Annotated in this window: 19 protein-coding genes and 1 pseudogene; 6 read left to right on the top strand and 14 right to left on the bottom strand. The window is 67.0% G+C overall.

Going from position 1 to position 19,466, the window contains the following annotated elements; translation table 11 throughout:
• Positions 1-33: 33 nt before the first annotated feature.
• The 3 genes from hisG to metH all read right to left on the bottom strand — a co-directional run bounded on the left by hisG (position 34) and on the right by metH (position 5,169).
• On the bottom strand, positions 34-891 hold the full coding sequence (gene hisG / locus MNAB215_RS22315; RefSeq protein WP_077080730.1) for an ATP phosphoribosyltransferase: 858 nt from the start codon (positions 889-891) through the stop codon (positions 34-36).
• Positions 892-893: 2 nt separating this feature from the next.
• Positions 894-1,175, bottom strand: coding sequence for a phosphoribosyl-ATP diphosphatase (locus tag MNAB215_RS22310; RefSeq protein ID WP_067310353.1), 282 nt, complete (start codon positions 1,173-1,175; stop codon positions 894-896).
• 322 nt (positions 1,176-1,497) lie between these two features.
• Complete coding sequence (gene metH / locus MNAB215_RS22305; RefSeq protein ID WP_245830467.1) at positions 1,498-5,169, bottom strand: methionine synthase; 3,672 nt, start codon at positions 5,167-5,169, stop codon at positions 1,498-1,500.
• A 116-nt stretch (positions 5,170-5,285) separates the two neighbouring features.
• On the opposite strand from metH, the gene MNAB215_RS29825 reads away from it, so the two are divergent.
• The gene (locus MNAB215_RS29825) at positions 5,286-5,441 is read left to right on the top strand and encodes a hypothetical protein (RefSeq protein WP_165691602.1); all 156 of its coding nucleotides are present in this window, start codon (positions 5,286-5,288) and stop codon (positions 5,439-5,441) included.
• On the opposite strand, the pseudogene MNAB215_RS30850 reads toward MNAB215_RS29825, so the two are convergent.
• Positions 5,381-5,553: pseudogene (locus tag MNAB215_RS30850) on the bottom strand (homocysteine S-methyltransferase family protein); the annotation flags it as partial. The gene MNAB215_RS29825 and the pseudogene MNAB215_RS30850 sit on opposite strands and share 61 nt — an antisense overlap.
• A 114-nt stretch (positions 5,554-5,667) precedes the next feature.
• On the opposite strand from MNAB215_RS30850, the gene MNAB215_RS22300 reads away from it, so the two are divergent.
• Both MNAB215_RS22300 and MNAB215_RS22295 read left to right on the top strand, forming a co-directional pair.
• Positions 5,668-6,543, top strand: a complete 876-nt coding sequence (locus tag MNAB215_RS22300) for a PAC2 family protein (RefSeq protein WP_077080728.1) — start codon at positions 5,668-5,670, stop codon at positions 6,541-6,543.
• Between the two features lie 119 nt (positions 6,544-6,662).
• A complete protein-coding gene (locus MNAB215_RS22295; RefSeq protein ID WP_077080727.1) occupies positions 6,663-8,102 on the top strand; it encodes an amino acid permease in 1,440 nt (479 codons plus the stop codon).
• Between the two features lie 7 nt (positions 8,103-8,109).
• Here MNAB215_RS22295 and MNAB215_RS22290 read toward each other — a convergent pair whose 3' ends face one another.
• The 7 genes from MNAB215_RS22290 to MNAB215_RS22260 all read right to left on the bottom strand — a co-directional run bounded on the left by MNAB215_RS22290 (position 8,110) and on the right by MNAB215_RS22260 (position 13,624).
• On the bottom strand, positions 8,110-8,991 hold the full coding sequence (locus MNAB215_RS22290; RefSeq protein WP_077080726.1) for an SDR family oxidoreductase: 882 nt from the start codon (positions 8,989-8,991) through the stop codon (positions 8,110-8,112).
• Positions 8,992-9,025: 34 nt separating this feature from the next.
• On the bottom strand, positions 9,026-10,261 hold the full coding sequence (mshC, locus tag MNAB215_RS22285) for a cysteine--1-D-myo-inosityl 2-amino-2-deoxy-alpha-D-glucopyranoside ligase (protein ID WP_077080725.1): 1,236 nt from the start codon (positions 10,259-10,261) through the stop codon (positions 9,026-9,028).
• Positions 10,262-10,285: 24 nt separating this feature from the next.
• Positions 10,286-11,053, bottom strand: coding sequence for a 3'(2'),5'-bisphosphate nucleotidase CysQ (locus MNAB215_RS22280; protein ID WP_077080724.1), 768 nt, complete (start codon positions 11,051-11,053; stop codon positions 10,286-10,288).
• Positions 11,054-11,105: 52 nt separating this feature from the next.
• Entirely contained in the window at positions 11,106-11,921 is an 816-nt protein-coding gene (locus MNAB215_RS22275) for an SCO1664 family protein (protein ID WP_077080723.1), read from the bottom strand.
• The gene (locus MNAB215_RS22270; RefSeq protein WP_077080722.1) at positions 11,905-12,492 is read right to left on the bottom strand and encodes a DUF3090 domain-containing protein; all 588 of its coding nucleotides are present in this window, start codon (positions 12,490-12,492) and stop codon (positions 11,905-11,907) included. The genes MNAB215_RS22275 and MNAB215_RS22270 overlap by 17 nt, the downstream gene beginning before the upstream one ends.
• A 63-nt stretch (positions 12,493-12,555) precedes the next feature.
• Positions 12,556-13,284, bottom strand: coding sequence for a histidine phosphatase family protein (locus MNAB215_RS22265; protein WP_077080721.1), 729 nt, complete (start codon positions 13,282-13,284; stop codon positions 12,556-12,558).
• A 37-nt stretch (positions 13,285-13,321) separates the two neighbouring features.
• Entirely contained in the window at positions 13,322-13,624 is a 303-nt protein-coding gene (locus tag MNAB215_RS22260) for a hypothetical protein (RefSeq protein WP_077080720.1), read from the bottom strand.
• Between the two features lie 74 nt (positions 13,625-13,698).
• On the opposite strand from MNAB215_RS22260, the gene MNAB215_RS22255 reads away from it, so the two are divergent.
• Genes MNAB215_RS22255 through MNAB215_RS22245 form a run of 3 tightly spaced genes read left to right on the top strand, consistent with a single transcriptional unit; the run spans position 13,699 to position 16,156 of the window.
• On the top strand, positions 13,699-14,802 hold the full coding sequence (locus tag MNAB215_RS22255; protein ID WP_245830378.1) for an SMP-30/gluconolactonase/LRE family protein: 1,104 nt from the start codon (positions 13,699-13,701) through the stop codon (positions 14,800-14,802).
• Positions 14,799-15,053: a DUF5703 family protein gene (locus tag MNAB215_RS22250; RefSeq protein ID WP_077080719.1), complete on the top strand. Its 255-nt coding sequence runs from the start codon at positions 14,799-14,801 to the stop codon at positions 15,051-15,053. The genes MNAB215_RS22255 and MNAB215_RS22250 overlap by 4 nt, the downstream gene beginning before the upstream one ends.
• Before the next feature lie 23 nt (positions 15,054-15,076).
• Positions 15,077-16,156, top strand: a complete 1,080-nt coding sequence (locus MNAB215_RS22245) for a quinone-dependent dihydroorotate dehydrogenase (protein WP_165691601.1) — start codon at positions 15,077-15,079, stop codon at positions 16,154-16,156.
• Between the two features lie 12 nt (positions 16,157-16,168).
• On the opposite strand, the gene MNAB215_RS22240 is transcribed toward MNAB215_RS22245, so the two are convergent.
• The 3 genes from MNAB215_RS22240 to MNAB215_RS22230 all read right to left on the bottom strand — a co-directional run bounded on the left by MNAB215_RS22240 (position 16,169) and on the right by MNAB215_RS22230 (position 19,408).
• The gene (locus tag MNAB215_RS22240; protein ID WP_077080718.1) at positions 16,169-17,398 is read right to left on the bottom strand and encodes a glycosyltransferase; all 1,230 of its coding nucleotides are present in this window, start codon (positions 17,396-17,398) and stop codon (positions 16,169-16,171) included.
• 68 nt (positions 17,399-17,466) lie between these two features.
• On the bottom strand, positions 17,467-17,997 hold the full coding sequence (locus MNAB215_RS22235) for a YbhB/YbcL family Raf kinase inhibitor-like protein (RefSeq protein ID WP_077080717.1): 531 nt from the start codon (positions 17,995-17,997) through the stop codon (positions 17,467-17,469).
• Positions 17,998-18,043: 46 nt separating this feature from the next.
• Positions 18,044-19,408, bottom strand: coding sequence for a M20/M25/M40 family metallo-hydrolase (locus tag MNAB215_RS22230; protein ID WP_077080716.1), 1,365 nt, complete (start codon positions 19,406-19,408; stop codon positions 18,044-18,046).
• Between the last annotated feature and the right edge of the window lie 58 nt (positions 19,409-19,466).

The raw sequence follows: 19,466 nt of genomic DNA, 5'->3' as shown, positions 1-19,466 counted from the left end.
CCCAGGGCGGACGCTAACACACAGAGCGGGGCACTAGAAACGGCAGAATCTGATGTCTGAAGCCAGAATCGCTTTGGCGCCGATGGCGGCGAGCTCGTCCATGATCTCGTTGACGCCGCGGCGTGGCACCAGGGCGCGGATGGCGACCCAGGCATCGTCGGCGAGCGGGGCGATGGTCGGTGACTCGAGGCCCGGCGTGATCGCGGTGGCCTTGTCGAGGACCGTGCGCGGGCAGTCGTAGTCGAGCATCAGATACTGCTGGCCGAACACCACACCCTGAATCCGCGCAACCAGCTGATCGCGCGCCGCCCTGGCCTCGCCCTGGGCGGCCTGATCCACCCGCTCGATCAGCACGGCCTCCGAATCACACAGCGGGTTACCGAAGGCCACCAGGTCGTGCAGGCTCAGCGTGCGTCCGGACCCCACCACGTCGGCGATGGCATCGGCCACCCCGAGTTGCACCGAAATCTCCACGGCGCCGTCAAGCCTGATGACAGTGGCGTCGATTCCCCTCTCGGCCAAGTCTTTTCGAACCAGGTTCGGATAGGCGGTGGCGATCCGCTTGCCGGCCAGATCGGCTGTCGTCCAGTCACGTCCGGCCGGCCCCGCATAGCGGAAGCTGGACGATCCGAAACCCAACGCCAGGCATTCGTGCACCGGCGCATCAGAATCGAGCACCAGGTCTCGTCCGGTGATGCCGAAATCGAGCTCACCCGAACCTACGTAGATGGCAATGTCTTTGGGCCGCAGGAAAAAGAACTCGACGTGGTTGACCCGGTCGATGACGGTGAGATCTTTGGAATCGGTGCGCCGCCGGTAGCCGGCCTCCGAGAGGATCTCGGTGGCCGGCTCGCTCAGCGTCCCCTTGTTGGGCACCGCGACTCGCAACATGCTCATAACTTCCGGTAGACGTCATCGAGGGACAGTCCGCGCGCGATCATCAGCACCTGCGTCCAGTACAGCAATTGGCTGATCTCCTCGGCCAATGCCTCGTCGGGTTCGTGTTCGGCGGCCAGCCACACCTCGCCGGCCTCCTCCAGGATCTTCTTGCCCAGCCCATGTATCCCGCCGTCGAGTGCGGCGACGGTGGCAGAGCCCGCCGGTCGAGTGCGGGCTCGTTCGCCCAGCTCGGCGAACAGATCCTCGAAGGTCTTCACGGCCAGCGATTGTTTCACGTGCCGCGTGGCAAAGTCACGGCGGTTTAGCCCGACGGCGATGCGCGCCAGGCAACGACGCCCCGCCGAGACGGGCGTCCAACCTGTCCGGCGTCATGGATCATGTTGTACTAATTGCCTTTTCGAGAGACCCCTGAATTCAGTCCTGCGCGTCTAGTGCATCGCGGCATCCGAGCGGAGAGAGCACCGTTTTGCCCGCCTCCGAGCGACAACGCCGGTGCGGGGCCGACGGCGACGGGCCGGTCGACGAAAGCTGTTGTCGCTCGGAGGCGGGCAAACGGATAGTCAGTCCGGACGGCGGCCGACGCATCCGAGCCCAGGCTCAGTCCTCCGGGTTGTAGCCGAGGTTGGGGCCGAGCCAGCGCTCGGCTTCGGCCAGGGTCCAGCCCTTGCGCTTCGCGTAGTCGGCGACCTGGTCCTGGGCCATCCGGCCGACCACGAAGTACTGCGACTGCGGGTGCGAGAAATACCAGCCGCTGACGGCAGCACCGGGCCACATCGCCATCGACTCGGTCAGCTCGATGCCGGTCCGCTCCTTGACGTCCATCAACGTCCAGAGCGTCACCTTCTCGGTGTGCTCCGGGCAGGCAGGGTAGCCGGGAGCAGGGCGGATTCCCACGTACTTCTCACCGATGAGCGCCTCATTGTCCAGCTGCTCGTCCGGCTGAAATCCCCAGAACTCCTTGCGGACCCGTTGGTGCATCCGTTCGGCGAACGCCTCTGCCAGCCGGTCGGCGATCGACTCCAGCAGGATCCCGTTGTAGTCGTCGTTGGCTGCCTTGAACTCCGCGATCTTGTCCTGGCTGCCCAGGCCCGTGGTGACGGCGAAGGCGCCGACGTAGTCGGCCAGACCGGTGTCCTTGGGCGCGATGTAGTCGCCGAGCGACCGGTTCGGGATGCCGTCGCGGTGCTCGCCCTGCTGGCGCAGGTTGCGCAACGTGGTCAGCACCTCAGTACGGGTCTCGTCGGTGTACACCTCGATGTCTTCACTACCCGAGCCGACCGCGTTCGCCGGGAAGAAGCCGATCACCCCGTTGGCAGTCAGCCACTTCTCCTTGATCAGGGTGTCGAGCATCTCCTGGGCGTCGTCGTACAGCTTGCGGGCGGTTTCGCCCGAGACCGGGTTGTTGAGGATGTCGGGGAACCTGCCCTTCATCTCCCAGGCGTTGAAGAACGGCTGCCAGTCGATGTACTCGCGCAGTTCGGCGAGGTCGTAATCGTGGAACTCCCGCACACCGATGCCCTGGGCGGGCACCGGTGGCGTGTAGCCGTCCCACTCGATCGGCGTCCGGTTCGCACGGGCCTTCTCGAGCGTCAGCATCGGCCGCTCGTTCTTCTGGGCGTGCCGTTCGCGAAGGGCTGCGTAGTCGGTCTCGGTGGCCTCCAGCAGGGCCGGACGCTGTTTGTCGTCGAGGAGCGCTGCGGCGACCGGCACCGAGCGGGACGCGTCCTTGACCCAGACCACCGGACCGCTACGACGCGGCGACACCTTCACGGCCGTGTGGGCGCGCGAGGTGGTCGCGCCACCGATCAGCAGCGGGATCTCCAGTCCCTCACGTTCCATCTCGACGGCGAAGTTGACCATCTCGTCCAGGGACGGGGTGATCAGGCCGGACAGCCCGATGATGTCGGCATCGTGCTCCTTCGCCGCGTCCAGGATCTTCTGGGCGGGCACCATCACACCGAGGTCGATCACTTCGTAGTTGTTGCACTGCAGGACGACCCCGACGATGTTCTTGCCGATGTCGTGGACGTCGCCCTTTACGGTCGCCATGATGATCGTGCCGTTGGTGTCCTTATTCGCGGCGGCACCGGACTGTTCCTTTTCCGCCTCGATGTAGGGCAGCAGGTACGCCACGGCCTTCTTCATCACCCTGGCCGACTTCACGACCTGAGGCAGGAACATCTTGCCCGCGCCGAAGAGGTCACCGACGACGTTCATGCCGTCCATCAGCGGGCCCTCGATCACCTCGATCGGGCGACCGCCTGCGGCGGCGATCTCGGCCCGCAATTCCTCGGTGTCGGCATCGACGTGGGCGTCGATGCCCTTGACCAGGGCGTGCGTGATGCGTTCGCGGATCGGGAGGCTGCGCCACTCGGCTGCCACCGGATCGTCCGCCTTTTCCGAGCTGTTGAACCGCTCGGCGATCTCGAGGAGCCGCTCAGCCGCGTCCTCGCGACGGTTCAGGACGACGTCCTCGATGCGGTCCCGCAGCTCGGGGTCGATCGAGTCGTAGGGCACCAGCGCGCCCGCGTTGACGATGCCCATGTCCAGGCCGGCCTTGATGGCGTGGTACAGGAACACCGCGTGGATTGCCTCGCGGACGGGGTTGTTGCCCCGGAACGAGAACGACACGTTCGAGATACCGCCGGAGATGTGCACCCTGGGAAGGTTCTCCTTGATCCACGCGCAGGCCTCGATGAAGTCGATCCCGTAGGTCGCGTGCTCCTCGATACCGGTCGCCAGCGCAAAGCAGTTCGGGTCGAAGATGATGTCCTCGGCCGGGAAGCCGACCTCTTCGGTCAGGATCCGGTAGGCGCGCCCGCAGATCTCCTTGCGGCGCTCCAGGTTGTCGGCCTGACCCTGCTCGTCGAAGGCCATCACGACGACGGCGGCGCCGTACTTGCGGCACAGCCTGGCCTCGCGGATGAACTTCTCCTCGCCCTCCTTCATGGAGATCGAGTTGACGATCGGCTTGCCCTGCACGTTCTTCAGGCCCGCCTCGATGACCTCCCACTTGGAGGAGTCGATCATCACCGGGACGCGGCTGATGTCCGGCTCGGCCGCGATCAGCTTGGTGAACCGGTCCATGGCGGCGACGCCGTCGATCATGCCTTCGTCCATGTTGATGTCGATGACCTGCGCACCGACCTCCACCTGCTGCAGGGCGACCGACAGCGCGGTGTCGTAGTCCTCGGCCTTGATCAGGTTGCGGAACCGGGCGGAGCCGGTGATGTTGGTGCGCTCACCGATGTTCACGAATAGGGAATCGTCGGTGATGTTGAGCGGCTCCAGGCCCGAGAGCCGGGTGGCCACCGGGATCTCCGGCAGCTCGCGCGGCGGCTTGCCGTCGACGACCTTGGCGATCTCGGCGATGTGCGGCGGCGCCGTTCCGCAGCAGCCACCGACCAGGTTGACGAGGCCGGCCTCGGCGAACTCGGCGATGTAGCTCGCCTGACGCTCCGGAGATTCGTCGTACTCGCCGAACGCGTTGGGCAGGCCGGCGTTCGGATAGCAGGAGACGAAGGTGTCCGCGATCCGCGCGACCTCGGCGATGTAGGGCCTCATCTCCGGCGCGCCCAGGGCGCAGTTGAGGCCGACAGCGATCGGCTTCGCGTGCCTGATCGCGTTCCAGAACGCCTCGGTCACCTGACCGGACAACGTCCTCCCGGACGCATCGGTGATGGTGCCCGAGATGATCAGCGGCCAGCGGCGTCCGCGCTCCTCGAACAGCGTCTCGACGGCGAACACCGCCGCCTTGGCGTTCAGCGAATCGAAGATCGTCTCGATGATGAGGAGGTCGGCACCACCGTCGACCAGACCGTTGACGGCTTCCAGGTAGGCGGCGACTAGCTGGTCGTAGGAGACGTTGCGGGCCCCGGGGTCGTTCACGTCCGGCGAGATCGATGCGGTCCGCGTCGTCGGCCCGATGGCCCCGGCCACGTAGCGGGGTTTCTCCGGCGTGCTGAACTCGTCGGCGGCCTTGCGGGCCAGGGCAGCGCCGGCGTAATTCAGCTCGTAGGCCAGCTCGTGCATGCCGTAGTCGGAGAGCGAGACCGCGTTCGCGTTGAACGTATTGGTCTCCAGGATGTCGGCGCCCGCCTCGAGGTACTCGCGGTGGATGCCCTCGATGATCTGCGGCTGCGTCAGGTTGAGCAGGTCGTTGTTGCCCTGAAGGGCGGTCGGCCACTCCGTGAACCGCTCGCCGCGGTAACCGGCCTCGTCCGGCCGGTCCCGCTGGATCGCCGTGCCCATCGCGCCGTCGATCACCATAATCCGGTGGCCGAGAGTAGCTGTCAGCTCGTCGGTGCAGTCGGGCCGGATGTTCGGCTCAAAGGCGTTCACGCACTTTCCTTCCGTAACGGAAGGCGTCCTTGACTCTGCCGAGCGTGGCGGATACCGGCACGGACCCGGAACCGTTGCAACGCCTCTCGACCAGAAAATCCTACGTCGTCACCCGACGTCTGGACGCCCAGCTCGACCCGACCCGCTTGGCGATCGTGGTGCCCTTGATCACCAGCTCGCGGATCTTGTCGGCTATGTAGTAGTTACCCAGGTTAACTGAATTGCAGCCGAACGTATTTCGTCTCGACCGCGTCGACGCCGGTTGTTGAAGTCGTCCAAAGTCAGGCCCGCGGCCTGCAATTGGGTGCCCATCGGCAATCACCCCATAAGGATAGACGTGCTATGGAAAAGCCCCGGTCCCGCCGGGTTGGTAGCGACATCGCCGTGCGAGCGCAGCCAGTCGCCCGTAGGCCTTACGCTGATTCTGTGACCCCGCCCGATGGCAGCCCGCTGCCCGAATTGCACAACACCGTCGTCGTGGCGGCGTTTGAGGGCTGGAATGACGCCGGTGACGCCGCCAGCGACGCGTTGGAACACCTCGACGCGATCTGGGAGGCCGATCCGATCATCGAGATCGACGACGAGGCCTACTACGACTACCAGGTGAATCGCCCCGTCATCCGCCAGGTCGACGGGGTGACCCGGGAGCTGGTGTGGCCGGCGATGCGGATCTCGCACTGCCGGCCGCCGGGCAGCGACCGCGACGTCGTGTTGATGCACGGGGTGGAGCCGAACATGCGCTGGCGCACCTTCTGCGCGGAGTTGGTGGCCATCGCCGACAAACTCAACGTCGACACCGTCGTGATCCTGGGGGCGCTGCTGGCCGACACCCCGCACACCCGGCCGGTGCCGGTCTCGGGTGCGGCCTACTCCCCCGAATCGGCGAAACTGTTCGGCCTCGAGGAAACCCGCTACGAGGGGCCCACCGGGATCGCGGGCGTGTTCCAGGACGCCTGTGTGGCCGCCGGGATCCCCGCGGTGACGTTCTGGGCGGCGGTGCCGCATTACGTGTCGCAGCCGCCCAACCCCAAGGCGACGGTGGCGCTGCTGCGACGCGTCGAAGACGTGCTCGACATCGAGGTTCCGCTGGCCGACCTGCCGACGCAGGCCGAGGAGTGGGAACAGGCGGTCACAGAGATGGCCACCGAGGACGACGACCTGGCCGAATACGTGACGGCACTCGAGGAACGCGGCGACGCCGAGGTCGACGTGAACGAGGCCCTGGGCAAGATCGACGGCGACGCGCTGGCCGCCGAGTTCGAGCGGTATCTGCGCCGCCGCAGGCCCGGCCGCGGCAAGTAACCGCGGCGAGTAACCGTGGCTCGTCCTGTTGCCCCGGGTCGCCGACTGCGAAAAGATCGCTAGCTAACCACTCCGGGGCATCCCAGCGGGTTGGACGAACGACGACGATTGGACCCTCCATGGCCGCCCTGTCCGACCCCCCTGACCAACATCCGAAAGCCGAGGCCCCGGCCTCTTTCAACGAAGAAGCCGGTTACCACAAAGGCCTCAAGGCCCGGCAACTTCAGATGATTGCGATCGGCGGCGCGATCGGCACCGGTCTGTTCCTCGGCGCCGGCGGGCGCCTCGTCAAGGCCGGGCCCGGGTTGTTCCTGGTATATGGCGTCTGCGGGATCTTCGTGTTCTTCATTCTTCGCGCGCTGGGCGAGCTGGTGCTGCACCGTCCGTCGTCGGGCTCGTTCGTGTCTTACGCGCGTGAATTCTTCGGCGAGAAGGCCGCTTACGCCGTGGGCTGGATGTATTTCCTGAACTGGGCCATGACATCGATCGTGGACACCACCGCAATCGCCACCTACCTGCGCCACTGGACTTCTTTCGGGGCGATCCCGCAATGGCTTCTCGCGCTCATCGCCCTGGTGGTGGTGCTGTCGATGAACATGATCTCCGTCGCCTGGTTCGGCGAGCTCGAGTTCTGGGCGGCGCTGATCAAGGTTTTCGCGCTCATCGCGTTCCTGGTCGTGGGAATTGTGTTCCTGGCCGGGCGATTTCACATCGACGGGCACGACACCGGACCCGGGATATGGGCTGACCATGGCGGCCTGTTCCCGACCGGTGTGATACCCCTGCTGGTGACAGCCTCGGGAGTGGTATTCGCTTATGCCGGAGTCGAATTGGTGGGTATTGCCGCCGGTGAGACCGCCGAGCCGGAGAAGATCATGCCGCGGGCGATCAACTCGGTGATCGCCCGGATCGCGGTCTTTTACGTCGGGTCGGTGGTGCTGCTGTCACTGTTGTTGCCGTACACCTCCTTCAAGGCCGGTGAAAGTCCGTTCGTCACGTTCTTCTCCAAGATCGGCTTCCATGGCGCAGGCGATCTGATGAACATCGTGGTCCTCACCGCCGCGCTGTCGAGCCTGAACGCGGGACTGTATTCGACCGGCCGCGTCATGCACTCACTCGCAATGAGTGGCAGCGGCCCCAAGTTCGCCACGCGGATGACGAAGCGCGGCGTGCCTTACGGCGGAATCGCGATGACCGCCGTCATCTGCCTTTTCGGCATCGTGCTCAACGCCTTCAAGCCCGGCGAAGCCTTCGAAATCGTGCTCGAGGACGCCGCTTTGGGCATCATCGCGTCCTGGGCCATGATCGTCGCGTGTCAGCTGCGCTTTTACAAGCGGACGCAAGCCGGAACCCTGCAACGGCCGAGTTTCCGCATGCCCTTCACCCCGTACAGCGGCTACCTCACCCTGGTGTTCCTGGTCTTCATTCTGGTGCTGATGGCTTTCGACGAACCGATCGGCACCTGGACCGTCGCCTCGTTGGTGATCATCATTCCGGCACTGTTCGGGGGTTGGTTCCTGGTGCGCAAGCGCGTGCTGGAGGCAGCCGGACACTGGTGAGCGGTCGCTAGGGCTTGCGTAGTTCCTCGTTGTAGGCGCTCGTGGAGCGACCGAGCGCGGCGACTTCGGCGTCCATCTGGGTCATGAGTGCGCCTGCGGTTCTGCGGACCGGGAATTCACCGATGGGAGTGGACAGCACCGGCTTGAGCCAGCGGAACAGGGCCACCCACCGCGGGCAGTACACGCGCTCTTTGCGGCCCTCGATGCCCTCGACAAAGGCCGTCGCGCACTTGTCCACCGAGGTCGTCTTGTTCAGCGGCCACGGCAGCGAGGCGAGCTGCTGCTGGAAAGACGGCAGGTCGGCCTTGCTGTCGCGGACCAGGGCGGTGTCGATCCACGACATGTGTGCCACACCGACGCGCACGCCCAGATGGGCGACCTCGAGCCGCAGCGAGTTCGCCAGATGCTCGTTGCCGGCCTTCGACATGTCGTAGGGCGCCATGCCGGGGGCCGCGGCAAACGCCGCCAGCGACGAGACGATCAGCACGTAGCCGCGTCGTTCGATCACGGCGGGCAGCGTGGCGCGCACGGTGTGGAAGACGCCGAGCAGGTTGACGTCGAGCACCCGCTTGACCGCTTCGGGATCGGCTTGCAGCACGGAGCCGTAGCTGGCGATGCCGGCATTGGCCACGACGACGTCGATGCCGCCGAAGCGTTCGACGGCCTGCTCGGCCGCCGCCTGCATCGCGGGCAGGTCGCGCACGTCGGCGGCGATGGGGAGCACATGCTCGACGCCGCCGAGCTGGATTGCGAAAGTCTCCAGCGCGTCTTTGTCGAGGTCGGTCAATACAAGCTTGGCGCCCTTGTTGCGCAGTCGCTTAGCAACCTCGGCGCCGATCCCCCTGGCGCCACCGGTGATGAAGATGACTTTGTCCTGCAGCGATGTCATGTTCCGACAACGTACCCCTGTGCCGGAACCTCGACTACAAGCCCACCCCGAGCAGGGCATCGATCGCGGTGGCCACCAGCCGCGGGGCGTCCGCATCGTGCCCACCGTATTCCAGGGCATCGGTGGCCCAGCCATCAAGTGCGGCAAGCGCTTTCGGTGTGTCGAGATCGTCAGCCAGGTACTGGCGGACTCGGGCGATCGCGTCGGTAGCGTCCGGGCCTGCCGGCAGCGCCGTGGCGGTGCGCCAATGATCCAGCCGGGCGATCGCGTCGTCGAGCACCTGCTGGCTCCATGACCTGTCCGCCCGGTAATGCCCGGCCAGCAGCCCCAAGCGAATGGCCGCCGACTCAACTCCTTCGGCGCGCAGCCGGGACACCAGCACCAGGTTGCCGCGGCTCTTCGACATCTTGTGCCCGTCCCAGCCGATCATCCCGGCATGAACGTAATGCCGAGCGAATCTCCGTTCGTTGCTTACACATTCGGCGTGCGCGGCGGTGAATTCGTGATGCGGGAAGATCAGGTCGCTGCCACCGCCCTGAATGTCGAGCCCGCTGCCGATGCGGCTGAGCGCGATCGCCGCGCATTCCACGTGCCAACCGGGCCGCCCGTCGCCGAACGGCGAGGACCAACTGGGTTCGCCGGGCCGCACGGCCCGCCACAGCACCACGTCGAGTTCGTCGGTCTTGCCGGGCCGCTCCGGGTCGCCGCCACGCTCGGCGGACAACCGCAGCATGGTGTCGCGGTCATAGCCCGACTCGTAGCCGAACTGGGGTGTGGCATCCGCCCGGTAGTAGACATCCGCATACTCGTCGTCGACGACGTACGCCGCGCCGGAGGCCAGCATCTTCTCGACGAGTTCGACCACTTCCGGGATCGCTTCGGTGGCCCCCACGTACTCGCTGGGCGGCAGCACCCGCAGCGCGGCCATGTCCTCGCGGAACAGGGCGACCTCACGATCGCCGAGTTCACGCCAGTCCACCCCGTCACGGGCGGCCCGCTCGAACAGCGGATCGTCGACGTCGGTGACGTTCTGCACGTAATGCACGTCGCGCCCGAGGTCCAGCCATTGGCGATGGACGAGGTCGAACGCCACGTAGGTAGCCGCGTGGCCCAGGTGGGTGGCGTCGTACGGCGTAATGCCGCAGACGTACATCGAGGCGGTCGATCCGGGCGCCACCGGGCGGACTTGCCGGTCAGAGGTGTCGTAGAGCCGAAGGTCGGGGCCGCGTCCCGGTAACGCCGGCACCGGTGCGGAGGGCCACGACTGCATGCCCTCGACTTTAGGCCCAGCCGGCTAACGCCACGCGTCGCGGATGGCACCGAGCAGGATCGGCGCCAGCTCGGCCCGGCACATCACGAAGTCGGGCAGGTAAGGGTCGGGCTGGTTGTAGCGCATCGGTGAACCATCGAGCCGCGACGCGTGCATGCCGGCGGCCATCACCACGCCGGCCGGCGCCGCCGAATCCCACTCCCATTGACCGCCTGCGTGCAGATAGGCGTCCACGTCGCCGTCGATGATCGCCATCGCTTTGGCACCCGCGGACCCGATCGCCACCGGCTGGATGGCCAGCGCCTGCCGCATCCGGTGCAGCACGGCCGGTGGCCGGGTGGCGCTCACGGCGATACGCAGGGTATGCGGAATGCCGGCCCGCGCAGCACCGTCGGTGACCGTGTCGCTGCGATACACGATGTTGCCGCGCGCGGGCAAAGACACTGCCGCGTCGGTGATTTCGCGCTGCCCGTCGGTGGGCCGCTGCCACAGCGCGATGTGTACCGCCCAATCGTCGCGACCCGGTGTGGAGAACTCGCGGGTGCCGTCCAACGGGTCGATGATCCACACCCGGTCGGACTGCAGCCGGACCAGATCGTCGTAGGCCTCCTCGCTGAGGACCGCGTCGCCGGGCCGCTCGGCTCGCAGCCGGCGCAGGATCAGCTCGTTGGCCAGGCTGTCCCCTGCGTCGCCGAGATGCCAGGGATGTCCGAAACCGACCTGCTCTCGCACCTTGAGCAGCAACTCGCCCGCATCGGCGGCGAGATCGGCGGCCAGTGCGGCATCGGTCATCTCGTCGGCAGCTGGGCTCACCGCTTCAGTATCGCCGACGGCACGGCGTGCCCTAGAACGCCGGCCAGGGAATGGGGCGGTGCCGGTTGGGCGACGGCATGACCGGGTCGTCCAGCAGCGTGTCCGCGCGCCTGCGCAATGCCGCGATTTCGGCGCGGGTGATCTGCCCGTCCAACTGGTCGCCCAGCTCGCCGGGCAGGGCGTCGGCGAGCCTGGCGACCGCCTCGAGCAGTTTGTCGTCGATCGGCTTACCCGCCCAGCCCCACAACACCGTCCGCAGTTTGTTCTCCACGTGCAGGCACACCCCGTGGTCGACCCCGTAGATGTGGCCGTCAAGGTCGCGCAGCACGTGGCCGCCCTTGCGATCGGCGTTGTTGATCAGCACGTCGAACACCGCCATCCGCCGCAACCTGATGTCGTCGGCGTGCATCAGGGTGACCTCGTCGCCGGCGTAGTCGTAGGCCCGCAGCACCGGCAGATAACCCGGCTGCACCTTGTCGGCGGGAAACAGGTCGACCGGGTCGGGGCCGGGCCTTGGTTCGGAGTCGGCGGTGTCGCCGGGTTGCTGCACCCACAGCTGCAACATGCCGGGGCCCGCGGGACCGTGACGAATGATGGTGTAAGGCACGATGTTCCAGCCCAAATGTGCCGAGACCAGGTAGGCGCCGAGTTCGCGGCCCGCCAACGTTCCGTCCGGGAAATCCCACAGCGGCGCTTCACCGGAGACCGGCTTGTAGACGCAGTGCACGGTCGAATCGCCGCACGCGGCCTCGCACAGAAACGTCGCGTTACTGGCCGAGCGGATGCGTCCGAGGATCGTCAGCTCGCCGTTGGCCAGGACCTCGCGATCGTCAGTCCTCGGGGTCATCGGTGGACCCGAGCAGCGCGCTGCGCTTGTAGCCGTTGGTACGTGCGCAGATGTGGCCCTCGGGGTCCAGCGGTTCGTCGCACAGCGGGCATGGCGGACGTCCCGCCGAGATGACGCGGTTGGACCGGGTGGCGAACTGCCGCGCCGACTCCGGCGTCAGGAACACCCGCACCGCGTCGGGCCCCTCGTCGGTGTCGTCGAGCACGACCGAGGCGTCGAACTCGGCGTCGGTCACGGCCAGCAATTCGACCACCACCGTCTGTGCCTCCGAGTCCCACCCCAGGCCCATGGTCCCGACCCGAAACTCCGCATCGACCGGGGTGACGAGCGGGTCGAGGTCCTCGACTTCGGAGGGCTCGGGCGGCACGGGTGTGCCGAACCGCCGATTCACCTCGATCAGCAGCGCCCCGATTCGTTCGGCGAGCACCGCGACCTGTTGCTTCTCCAGCACCACCGACACCACACGAGCGTCGTGTACCGCCTGAACGTAGAAGGTTCGGTTTCCGGGCTGGCCAACAGTCCCGGCCACGAAGCGGTCGGGTGTGCGGAAGACATGAATTGCGCGGGCCATGGCACTTCCAAAATACCGGCAGTTGGCGTCGCAATGCGATTCGATCCGATCGCCGCCGCGGAATTAGTCGGTGGAGCCGCCGACGACCGCGTCGCTTGACGCTGTCTGGCCTTGCGGCTCTTCGGATTTGTCGCCCTGGGGCTCGCTTTTGGGCGGGGGGCCGGCGCGCAGCGCCGCGGACAGCCGGGCGCCGGTGTGGTTGACGTGCAATACGAACGGACGCAGCTCTGTGTACCGGATCACACTGACCGATGCGGGGTCGGCGGTGACGCGCTGGAAGCCGTCCAAGTGGATGCCGTAGGCATCGGCGATCAAAGCCTTGATCACGTCGCCGTGAGTACAAGCCACCCAGAGCGCGTCGCCGTCGTGCTCAGCGGCCAGCCGCCGGTCGTGCTCCCGGACCGCGGCGACAGCGCGCGCCTGCACCTGAGCCAGACCTTCGCCGCCGGGGAACACCGCGGCGCTGGGATGGGCCTGCACCACCCGCCACAGCGGCTCCTTGCCCAACTCGGCGATTTTGCGGCCGGTCCACTCGCCGTAGTCGACCTCGGCGATCCGTTCCTCGATTACCGGCTCGAGACTCAGCGACTCGGCCAGGGGCTCGACCGTGCGGCGGCAGCGCAGCAGCGGGGAACAGATCAGCGCCTTGATCGGCAGGTCGCCGATCCGATCGATCAGCCCGGCGGCCTGCTCGCGACCCTTGTCATCCAGGTCGACGCCCTCGGACCGGCCGGCCAACACGCCAGCGGTGTTCGAGGTCGACCGACCGTGGCGCAACAGGATGACTGTCACGACGACGACCGTACCGGGTGTGGCGAACGGGGACTGATCAGCGCACGACGGGCATCGCACGGGCGACCGCGTCGCGGACCGCCGCGGTCAGGCTGCGCTCGTCGGTGAGGTCTAGATCGACCAGGCTGCGGACCGCCTTCGCGACGACGTCCTCGACCTGAGGAACCGGGCCGGAAAGACGCGGCCGGTAAACTTCGACGACGAGCGAGCGGTGTTCAATGTGGAAGGAAAAGCTGCGTCCATCACCGACTTGTCCATATCCGCTGGCAAAGATGCCTGTCGAAATGTCTTCGACAGCAAACTCCCCATCAGTGGTAGGACGGTCAACGATGACGGTCATGATCTGACCATACCTCGCCAGTACGGTCGGATGTGCTCGACATGGCCATATTGGATGCGTAAGCGTTCCTTACAATGTCAACTTCACGTTCGGCGATCGAAGGCTATTCGTTGCTGCCATCAGAAAAGGGCAAGGAACATCGCGTTCCGAGCTATCTGGTTGTTCTTGCCCTTTTGCTGACGCTGATCGCTGGATGCTCGCGCAGTCCGCTGGACACCACCCCCCGCACGATTGAACCGGCGCGACCGGCCGAGTCGCCGCCGGTGTCCCAGAATCCGGCCGGCGCAGTGCGACCGCTGGCCGGACATGCCGCGGTCGCGGTGTTCGACGGCGGCACCCACCAACTGGCGGTGCTCACCCCCGGCGCCGACCCGACGAAGCCCGCCAGCCTCACCCTTTTCGGGCCGGGGCAGGCCGCGCCGCAAGCCATCGTCCTGCCGGGGCCGGCGACCGCGCTGACCGATGACGACCACGGCGCGGTGTATCTGTCCGCCCACGGCGGTTATTTCGTGGTGGATCTGTCCGCCGGGCACGCGGCGCAGGTGGATGTCGCCGGCGCTCAACAGACCGATTTCACGGCGATCGCCCGCCGCGCGGACGGCAGGCTGGTGCTGGGCAGCGCCGACGGAGCGGTCTACGTCCTGGCCACCCAGGCAACGGGCGGCGCGTCCACCGCGGCTGTGGACAACCGAACCAAGATCTTCACCCGCGTCGATTACCTTGCCACACAAGGGAATACGTCCGTTGTTCTGGATCGAGGACAGACGTCGGTGACGACGATCGGCGCCGACGGGCATGCCGAGCAGGCGCTGCGGGCCGGCGAGGGCGCCACCACCTTGGCCGCCGATCCGCTGGGCCGCGTGCTGGTCGCCGACACTCGCGGCGGCGAACTGCTGGTCTACGGTGTCGACCCGTTGATCCTGCGGCAGGCCTACCCGGTGCGCGGCGCGCCCTACGGACTGGCCGGTTCGCGGGGATTGGCCTGGGTGTCCCAAACCGCGACCAACACCGTCATTGGTTACGATCTGTCAACCGGAATTCCTGTCGAGAAGGTGCATTACCCAACTGTGCAGCAACCCAATTCGCTGGCCTTTGACGAAACGTCGGACACCTTGTATGTGGTGTCGGGATCCGGTGCGGGAGTTCAGGTGATCGAGCATGCGACGGGAACCAGGTGAGCGCGCCGCGGCGTAGCGCGCTGCCGGCCGGCTGGGACACGGAAATGTCCGACGAATACGAGTGGGCGCCGCTGCGCCTGCCACCGGAGGTGACCAGGCTCAGCGCCTCAATCCGACTGTCCATCGAGGCGGAATACCGAGGCTGGGAACTGACCCGGGTGCGGCTCTACACCGACGGAAGCCGACGAGTGTTGTTGCGCCGCAAGAAGTCTCGAGTGAGTAGCCAGCAGCCCGATCAGCCGGAACTGTGACGGCGGACGGGCGCGGTCATCGCGTGTACGGACTGCTGCGCCGATTGTTCTTCAAGGTGCCGCCCGAGCGCATCCACACGCAGGCGTTCGCCGTGCTGCGTGTGGCCACCGCCGCCGGCGTGCCGCGACGGCTGCTGCAGCGGCTACTCGGTCCGACCGACCCCGCCCTGGCCAGCACGGTGTTCGGGGTGCGTTTCCCGGGACCGCTCGGCCTGGCCGCCGGCTTCGATAAAGACGGCCTGGGGCTATCCACCTGGGGCGCGTTGGGTTTCGGCTACGCCGAAGTCGGCACCGTCACTGCACACGCGCAACCCGGTAACCCCGCTCCCCGCTTGTTCCGCCTGCCCGCCGACCGCGCCCTGCTCAACCGGATGGGGTTCAACAACCGTGGCGCCGGGGAGCTGGCCCTGCGTCTGGCGCGACACCGGGCCGACGTGCCGATCGGGGTAAACATCGGCAAGACCAAAACGACACCCGCCGAGGCGGCCGTAGACGACTACCGGGCCAGCGCGCGACTGGTCGGGCCGCTGGCGTCGTATCTGGTCGTCAATGTCAGCTCGCCGAACACCCCGGGGCTACGCGATCTCCAGGCCGTCGAGTCGCTGCGGCCGATCTTGGCTGCGGTTCTCGCCGAAACGTCGACGCCCGTGCTGGTGAAGATCGCCCCGGACATATCCGATTCCGACGTCGATGACATCGCCGACCTGGCCGTCGAACTGGGCCTGGCCGGCATCGTGGCAACCAATACGACCGTGTCGCGCGACGGCCTGCTGACACCGGACGTCGACAAGCTCGGTGCCGGCGGCATCTCGGGGCCGCCGGTGGCGCGGCGCGCCACCGAGGTGTTGCGGCGGCTCTACAGCCGGGTCGGCGACCGCCTGGTGCTGATCAGCGTCGGGGGCATCGAAACCGCCGACGACGCCTGGGAACGCATCACCGCGGGCGCCTCACTGCTGCAGGGCTACACCGGCTTCATCTACGGAGGGGGCTTGTGGCCCAAGCACATTCACGACGGCATCGCGCAGCGGCTGCGCGAGGGCGGGTTCGCCACGCTGCGCGACGCGGTCGGGTCGGCCGCCGAGCGACAGCGACCCCCGGGCTAGATCTCGCGTGCGTCACGCGGACGCCGATGGCCTCTTTTGGCTGATGGTTTCGATGAGCAGTGTCGCGGCCACCGTCGCCCCGTCGGTGCGGATCGTGCCGGCCACGGCGCTCGATCGTGCGCGTGTCTCGGGAGCCAGGGCCGTCTTGAGCGCGGCGGACAGCGACTCGGTGGTCACAGTCGGGCCGATGTGAGCGGTGCCGATGCCCAGTTCGGCCACCCGGCCGGCCCAGTACGGCTGGTCCCCGACCTGGGGTATCACCACCTGAGGCGCGCCGGCCAGCGCGGCAGTCCTCGTCGTGCCCGAGCCGCCGTGATGGACGACTGCGGCCACCCGGCCGAACAGCGCCTGCTGGTTGACCTCACCGACGGCAAAGCAATCGTCCCGTTCGTCGATCAGCGCCAGATCGGCCCAGCCACGGGCAAGCAGCGTGCGGTGGCCCTGCGCGCGGATCGCCTCGATGGCGACCCCGGCGATGTCCTTCGAACCGCCCATGGCCATGCTGCCGAAGCCCACATACACCGGTGGTGGGCCAGCGTCGAGGAATGCCAGCAACTCGGGCGGCAGTGGGCGATCGTCGCGCAGTAGCCACGCGCCGGTTTGGACGACGTCGAGGTCCGCCGGCTTTTGCCACGGGCCCAAGATCGGGTCCGCCGCCAGCCACGGGTGATCGGTCAGGGCATGTCTGCGGACGCTGAATACCGGTGGCAGGCCGATCGACGCCCGGTGACCGTTGAGCATGGGGCCGAATATCGCGTTCGCGTTCTGGCCGTGGATGTCCCACAGCATCTGGTTGTCGATCAGGCCCGGCGGGACCGGCGCCCCCGCAGATGTCTCCGGCGGGTGGTGCGGCGACGGCAGGTTGGTCGGGCTATAGGTCGCGTATTGGTAGTGGATGCCCAACTTCTCGGTCGCCGACCGCGCGCCGGCCGCGATCGGCATAAACCCCGTCGCCAACAGCGCATCACATCCCTCTGCTGCGGCGGCGACCGTCTCGAACTGTTCGCCGATCAGCTCGTTCACGTACTGGTGCAGGTCCGGCGTCGTCGCGCTCGCCGCCGCGCGCAGAGAATCGCGGAACGGCACCATCGGCACGCCGTAACCGGCTATCCGCTCTGCGAGCTGCTCGTCCGGCGGCGCACACACTCGCACCTCCGCGCCGAGGGCCTGCAGCTGCACCGCGAGTCCAATCAGCGGTTCGATGCCCCCACGCGTGTCGTATGTCCACAACAACACCCGCACTTCGCTACTCCCAGTCCCGAAACCCAAGTGAGGCAAGTGATTTGGCGGGGTCGCCAGGCCCTCGGCGGCTACTTCTGTTCGTAGGTGGCGTGGATGTAGGCCCGCGCGATCGCATGGTGGAACAGATTGAACCCGAGGAAAGCCGGGCTGGCGTCCTCGCTGAGGTCGAGTTTGTCGACGTCCACCGCGTGCACCGCGACGTAGTAACGATGCGGGCCGTGTCCGGCAGGCGGCGCCGCGCCAATGTAGCGGCGCATGCCCGCGTCGTTGACCAACTCGAGCGCGTCGCCCGGCAGTTCGCCCCCGCTGCCGGCGTCCTCGGGCAGCTCGGTGACGTCGGCCGGCAGGTTGGCCACGGCCCAGTGCCAGAACCCGGACAACGTGGGGGCGTCGGGGTCGTAGACGGTGACCGCGAAGCTGCGGGTCTCCGCGGGGAAGCCCGACCAGCTCAGTTGCGGGCTGACGTCTTCTCCGCCGGCGCCCATGATTCCGCTGACCTGCGGAGTGGCCAGGGGTTGGCCGTCGGTGATGGAGTTCGAGGTCAAGCGGAACGACGGCAGCTTGGGCAGCGCGTCATACGGGTCAGCCGTCTTGCTCATGGGCAGTCCTCTCGTGTCTGATGTGTTTCCGGGTCGCAATTCTTCACTAGCAATGGGTCAGGAAGTGGGCCAGCACGTCGGTGCCGAACCGTAACGCATCGACGGGTACCCGCTCGTCGACGCCATGGAACAACGAAGAGAAGTCCAAATCCGGCGGCAATCGCAGCGGCGCAAAGCCGAAGCAGCGAATACCCAAGCGCGCGAACGCTTTTGCGTCGGTCCCACCGGAGAGCATGTACGGCACCGTGCGCGCGCCGGGGTCCAGCGCCAACAGGGCGGCGTTCATGGCGTCGACCAGGTCACCGTCGAAAGTGGTCTCATACGGGTCGAGGTCCCTGATCCATTCCCGGGAGACATCCGGGCCGATCAGCTGGTCGACCTCGGCCTCGAACGCCGCCTTGCGGCCCGGGAGAATCCGGCAGTCGATCACCGCTTCCGCCGTGGCCGGGATCACGTTGGCCTTGTAGCCGGCCTTGAGCATGGTCGGGTTGGCGGTGTCGTGCAGCACGGCCGTGAGCATGCGGGCCATCGGTCCGAGCTTTTCGATCATGCCCTCCAGATCTGCCGAGTCGTGGTCGAACGTAAGCCCGGTCTCGTCGCTGAGGGCCGCCAGGAACTGCACGACGGTGTCGACGCGCACCAGCGGAAACCGGTGCCGGCCCAGCCGGGCAACGGCCTCGGACACCGCGGTGACGGCGTTCTGGTTGTGCGCCATCGAACCGTGCCCCGCGACGCCCCTGGCGGTCAGCCGCATCCACGACAGGCCCTTTTCGGCGGTCTCGATCAAATAGAGCCGGCGTTCACCCCCGTCGGGCCGCGGCACCGTCAGCGAGAAGCCGCCCACCTCGCCGATCGCCTCGGTAACGCCGTCGAACAGATCGGGCCGATTGTCGACCAGCCAGTGGGCGCCGTAGCGTCCGCCGTGTTCCTCGTCGGCCACGAACGCGAACACCAAATCGCGTCGCGGCACGATGCCCGCCCGCTTCAGCTGACGGGCGACGACGATCATCATCCCGACCATGTCCTTCATGTCGACCGCGCCGCGGCCCCAGACATAGCCGTTTTCGACCGCTCCGGAAAACGGGTGCACGCTCCAATCGGCCGGCTCGGCGGGTACCACGTCGAGGTGCCCATGGATCAGCAGCGCGCCACGCGAACTGTCGGCGCCTTTGAGGCGGGCGAACACATTCCCGCGCCCTGGTGCCCCCGACTCGAGGTATTCAGGCTGGTAACCGACCTCGGCGAGCTGTGCGGCGACCCATTGCGCGCAGTCGGCCTCGCCCTGCGTCGTCTCAGGCTCGCCGGTGTTGGTGGTATCGAAGCGGATCAGCCTGCTGACAACTGCGACCACGTCATCGCTCGAGTGGTTCAGGTCCTCGGTCTCAACTGTCACAACCACCTTTCCTACCATTGCCCGCGCTGCCCGGCTCGGCGCTGCAACGCTCGCCGGAGGCCCGGCGAGCTGGATT

Source organism: Mycobacterium numidiamassiliense (assembly GCF_900157365.1).
In the GTDB taxonomy this organism is placed as follows: Bacteria; Actinomycetota; Actinomycetes; order Mycobacteriales; family Mycobacteriaceae; genus Mycobacterium; species Mycobacterium numidiamassiliense.
This window is presented reverse-complemented; position numbering and strand designations above follow the sequence as displayed.

Bases quoted from the DNA above. Each gene is read 5' to 3' on its own strand.
- metH (WP_245830467.1), bottom strand. From the start codon at position 5,169: ATGGTGATCGACGGCGCGATGGGCACGGCGATCCAGCGGGACCGGCCG.
- MNAB215_RS22260 (WP_077080720.1), bottom strand. From the start codon at position 13,624: ATGACCGTCATCGTTGACCGTCCTACCACTGATGGGGAGTTTGCTGTC.
- MNAB215_RS22235 (WP_077080717.1), bottom strand. From the start codon at position 17,997: ATGAGCAAGACGGCTGACCCGTATGACGCGCTGCCCAAGCTGCCGTCG.
- MNAB215_RS22275 (WP_077080723.1), bottom strand. From the start codon at position 11,921: ATGACCCCGAGGACTGACGATCGCGAGGTCCTGGCCAACGGCGAGCTG.
- MNAB215_RS22255 (WP_245830378.1), top strand. From the start codon at position 13,699: ATGTCAACTTCACGTTCGGCGATCGAAGGCTATTCGTTGCTGCCATCA.
- MNAB215_RS22290 (WP_077080726.1), bottom strand. From the start codon at position 8,991: ATGACATCGCTGCAGGACAAAGTCATCTTCATCACCGGTGGCGCCAGG.
- mshC (WP_077080725.1), bottom strand. From the start codon at position 10,261: ATGCAGTCGTGGCCCTCCGCACCGGTGCCGGCGTTACCGGGACGCGGC.
- MNAB215_RS22270 (WP_077080722.1), bottom strand. From the start codon at position 12,492: ATGGCCCGCGCAATTCATGTCTTCCGCACACCCGACCGCTTCGTGGCC.
- MNAB215_RS22230 (WP_077080716.1), bottom strand. From the start codon at position 19,408: ATGGTAGGAAAGGTGGTTGTGACAGTTGAGACCGAGGACCTGAACCAC.
- MNAB215_RS22280 (WP_077080724.1), bottom strand. From the start codon at position 11,053: ATGACCGATGCCGCACTGGCCGCCGATCTCGCCGCCGATGCGGGCGAG.
- hisG (WP_077080730.1), bottom strand. From the start codon at position 891: ATGTTGCGAGTCGCGGTGCCCAACAAGGGGACGCTGAGCGAGCCGGCC.
- MNAB215_RS22295 (WP_077080727.1), top strand. From the start codon at position 6,663: ATGGCCGCCCTGTCCGACCCCCCTGACCAACATCCGAAAGCCGAGGCC.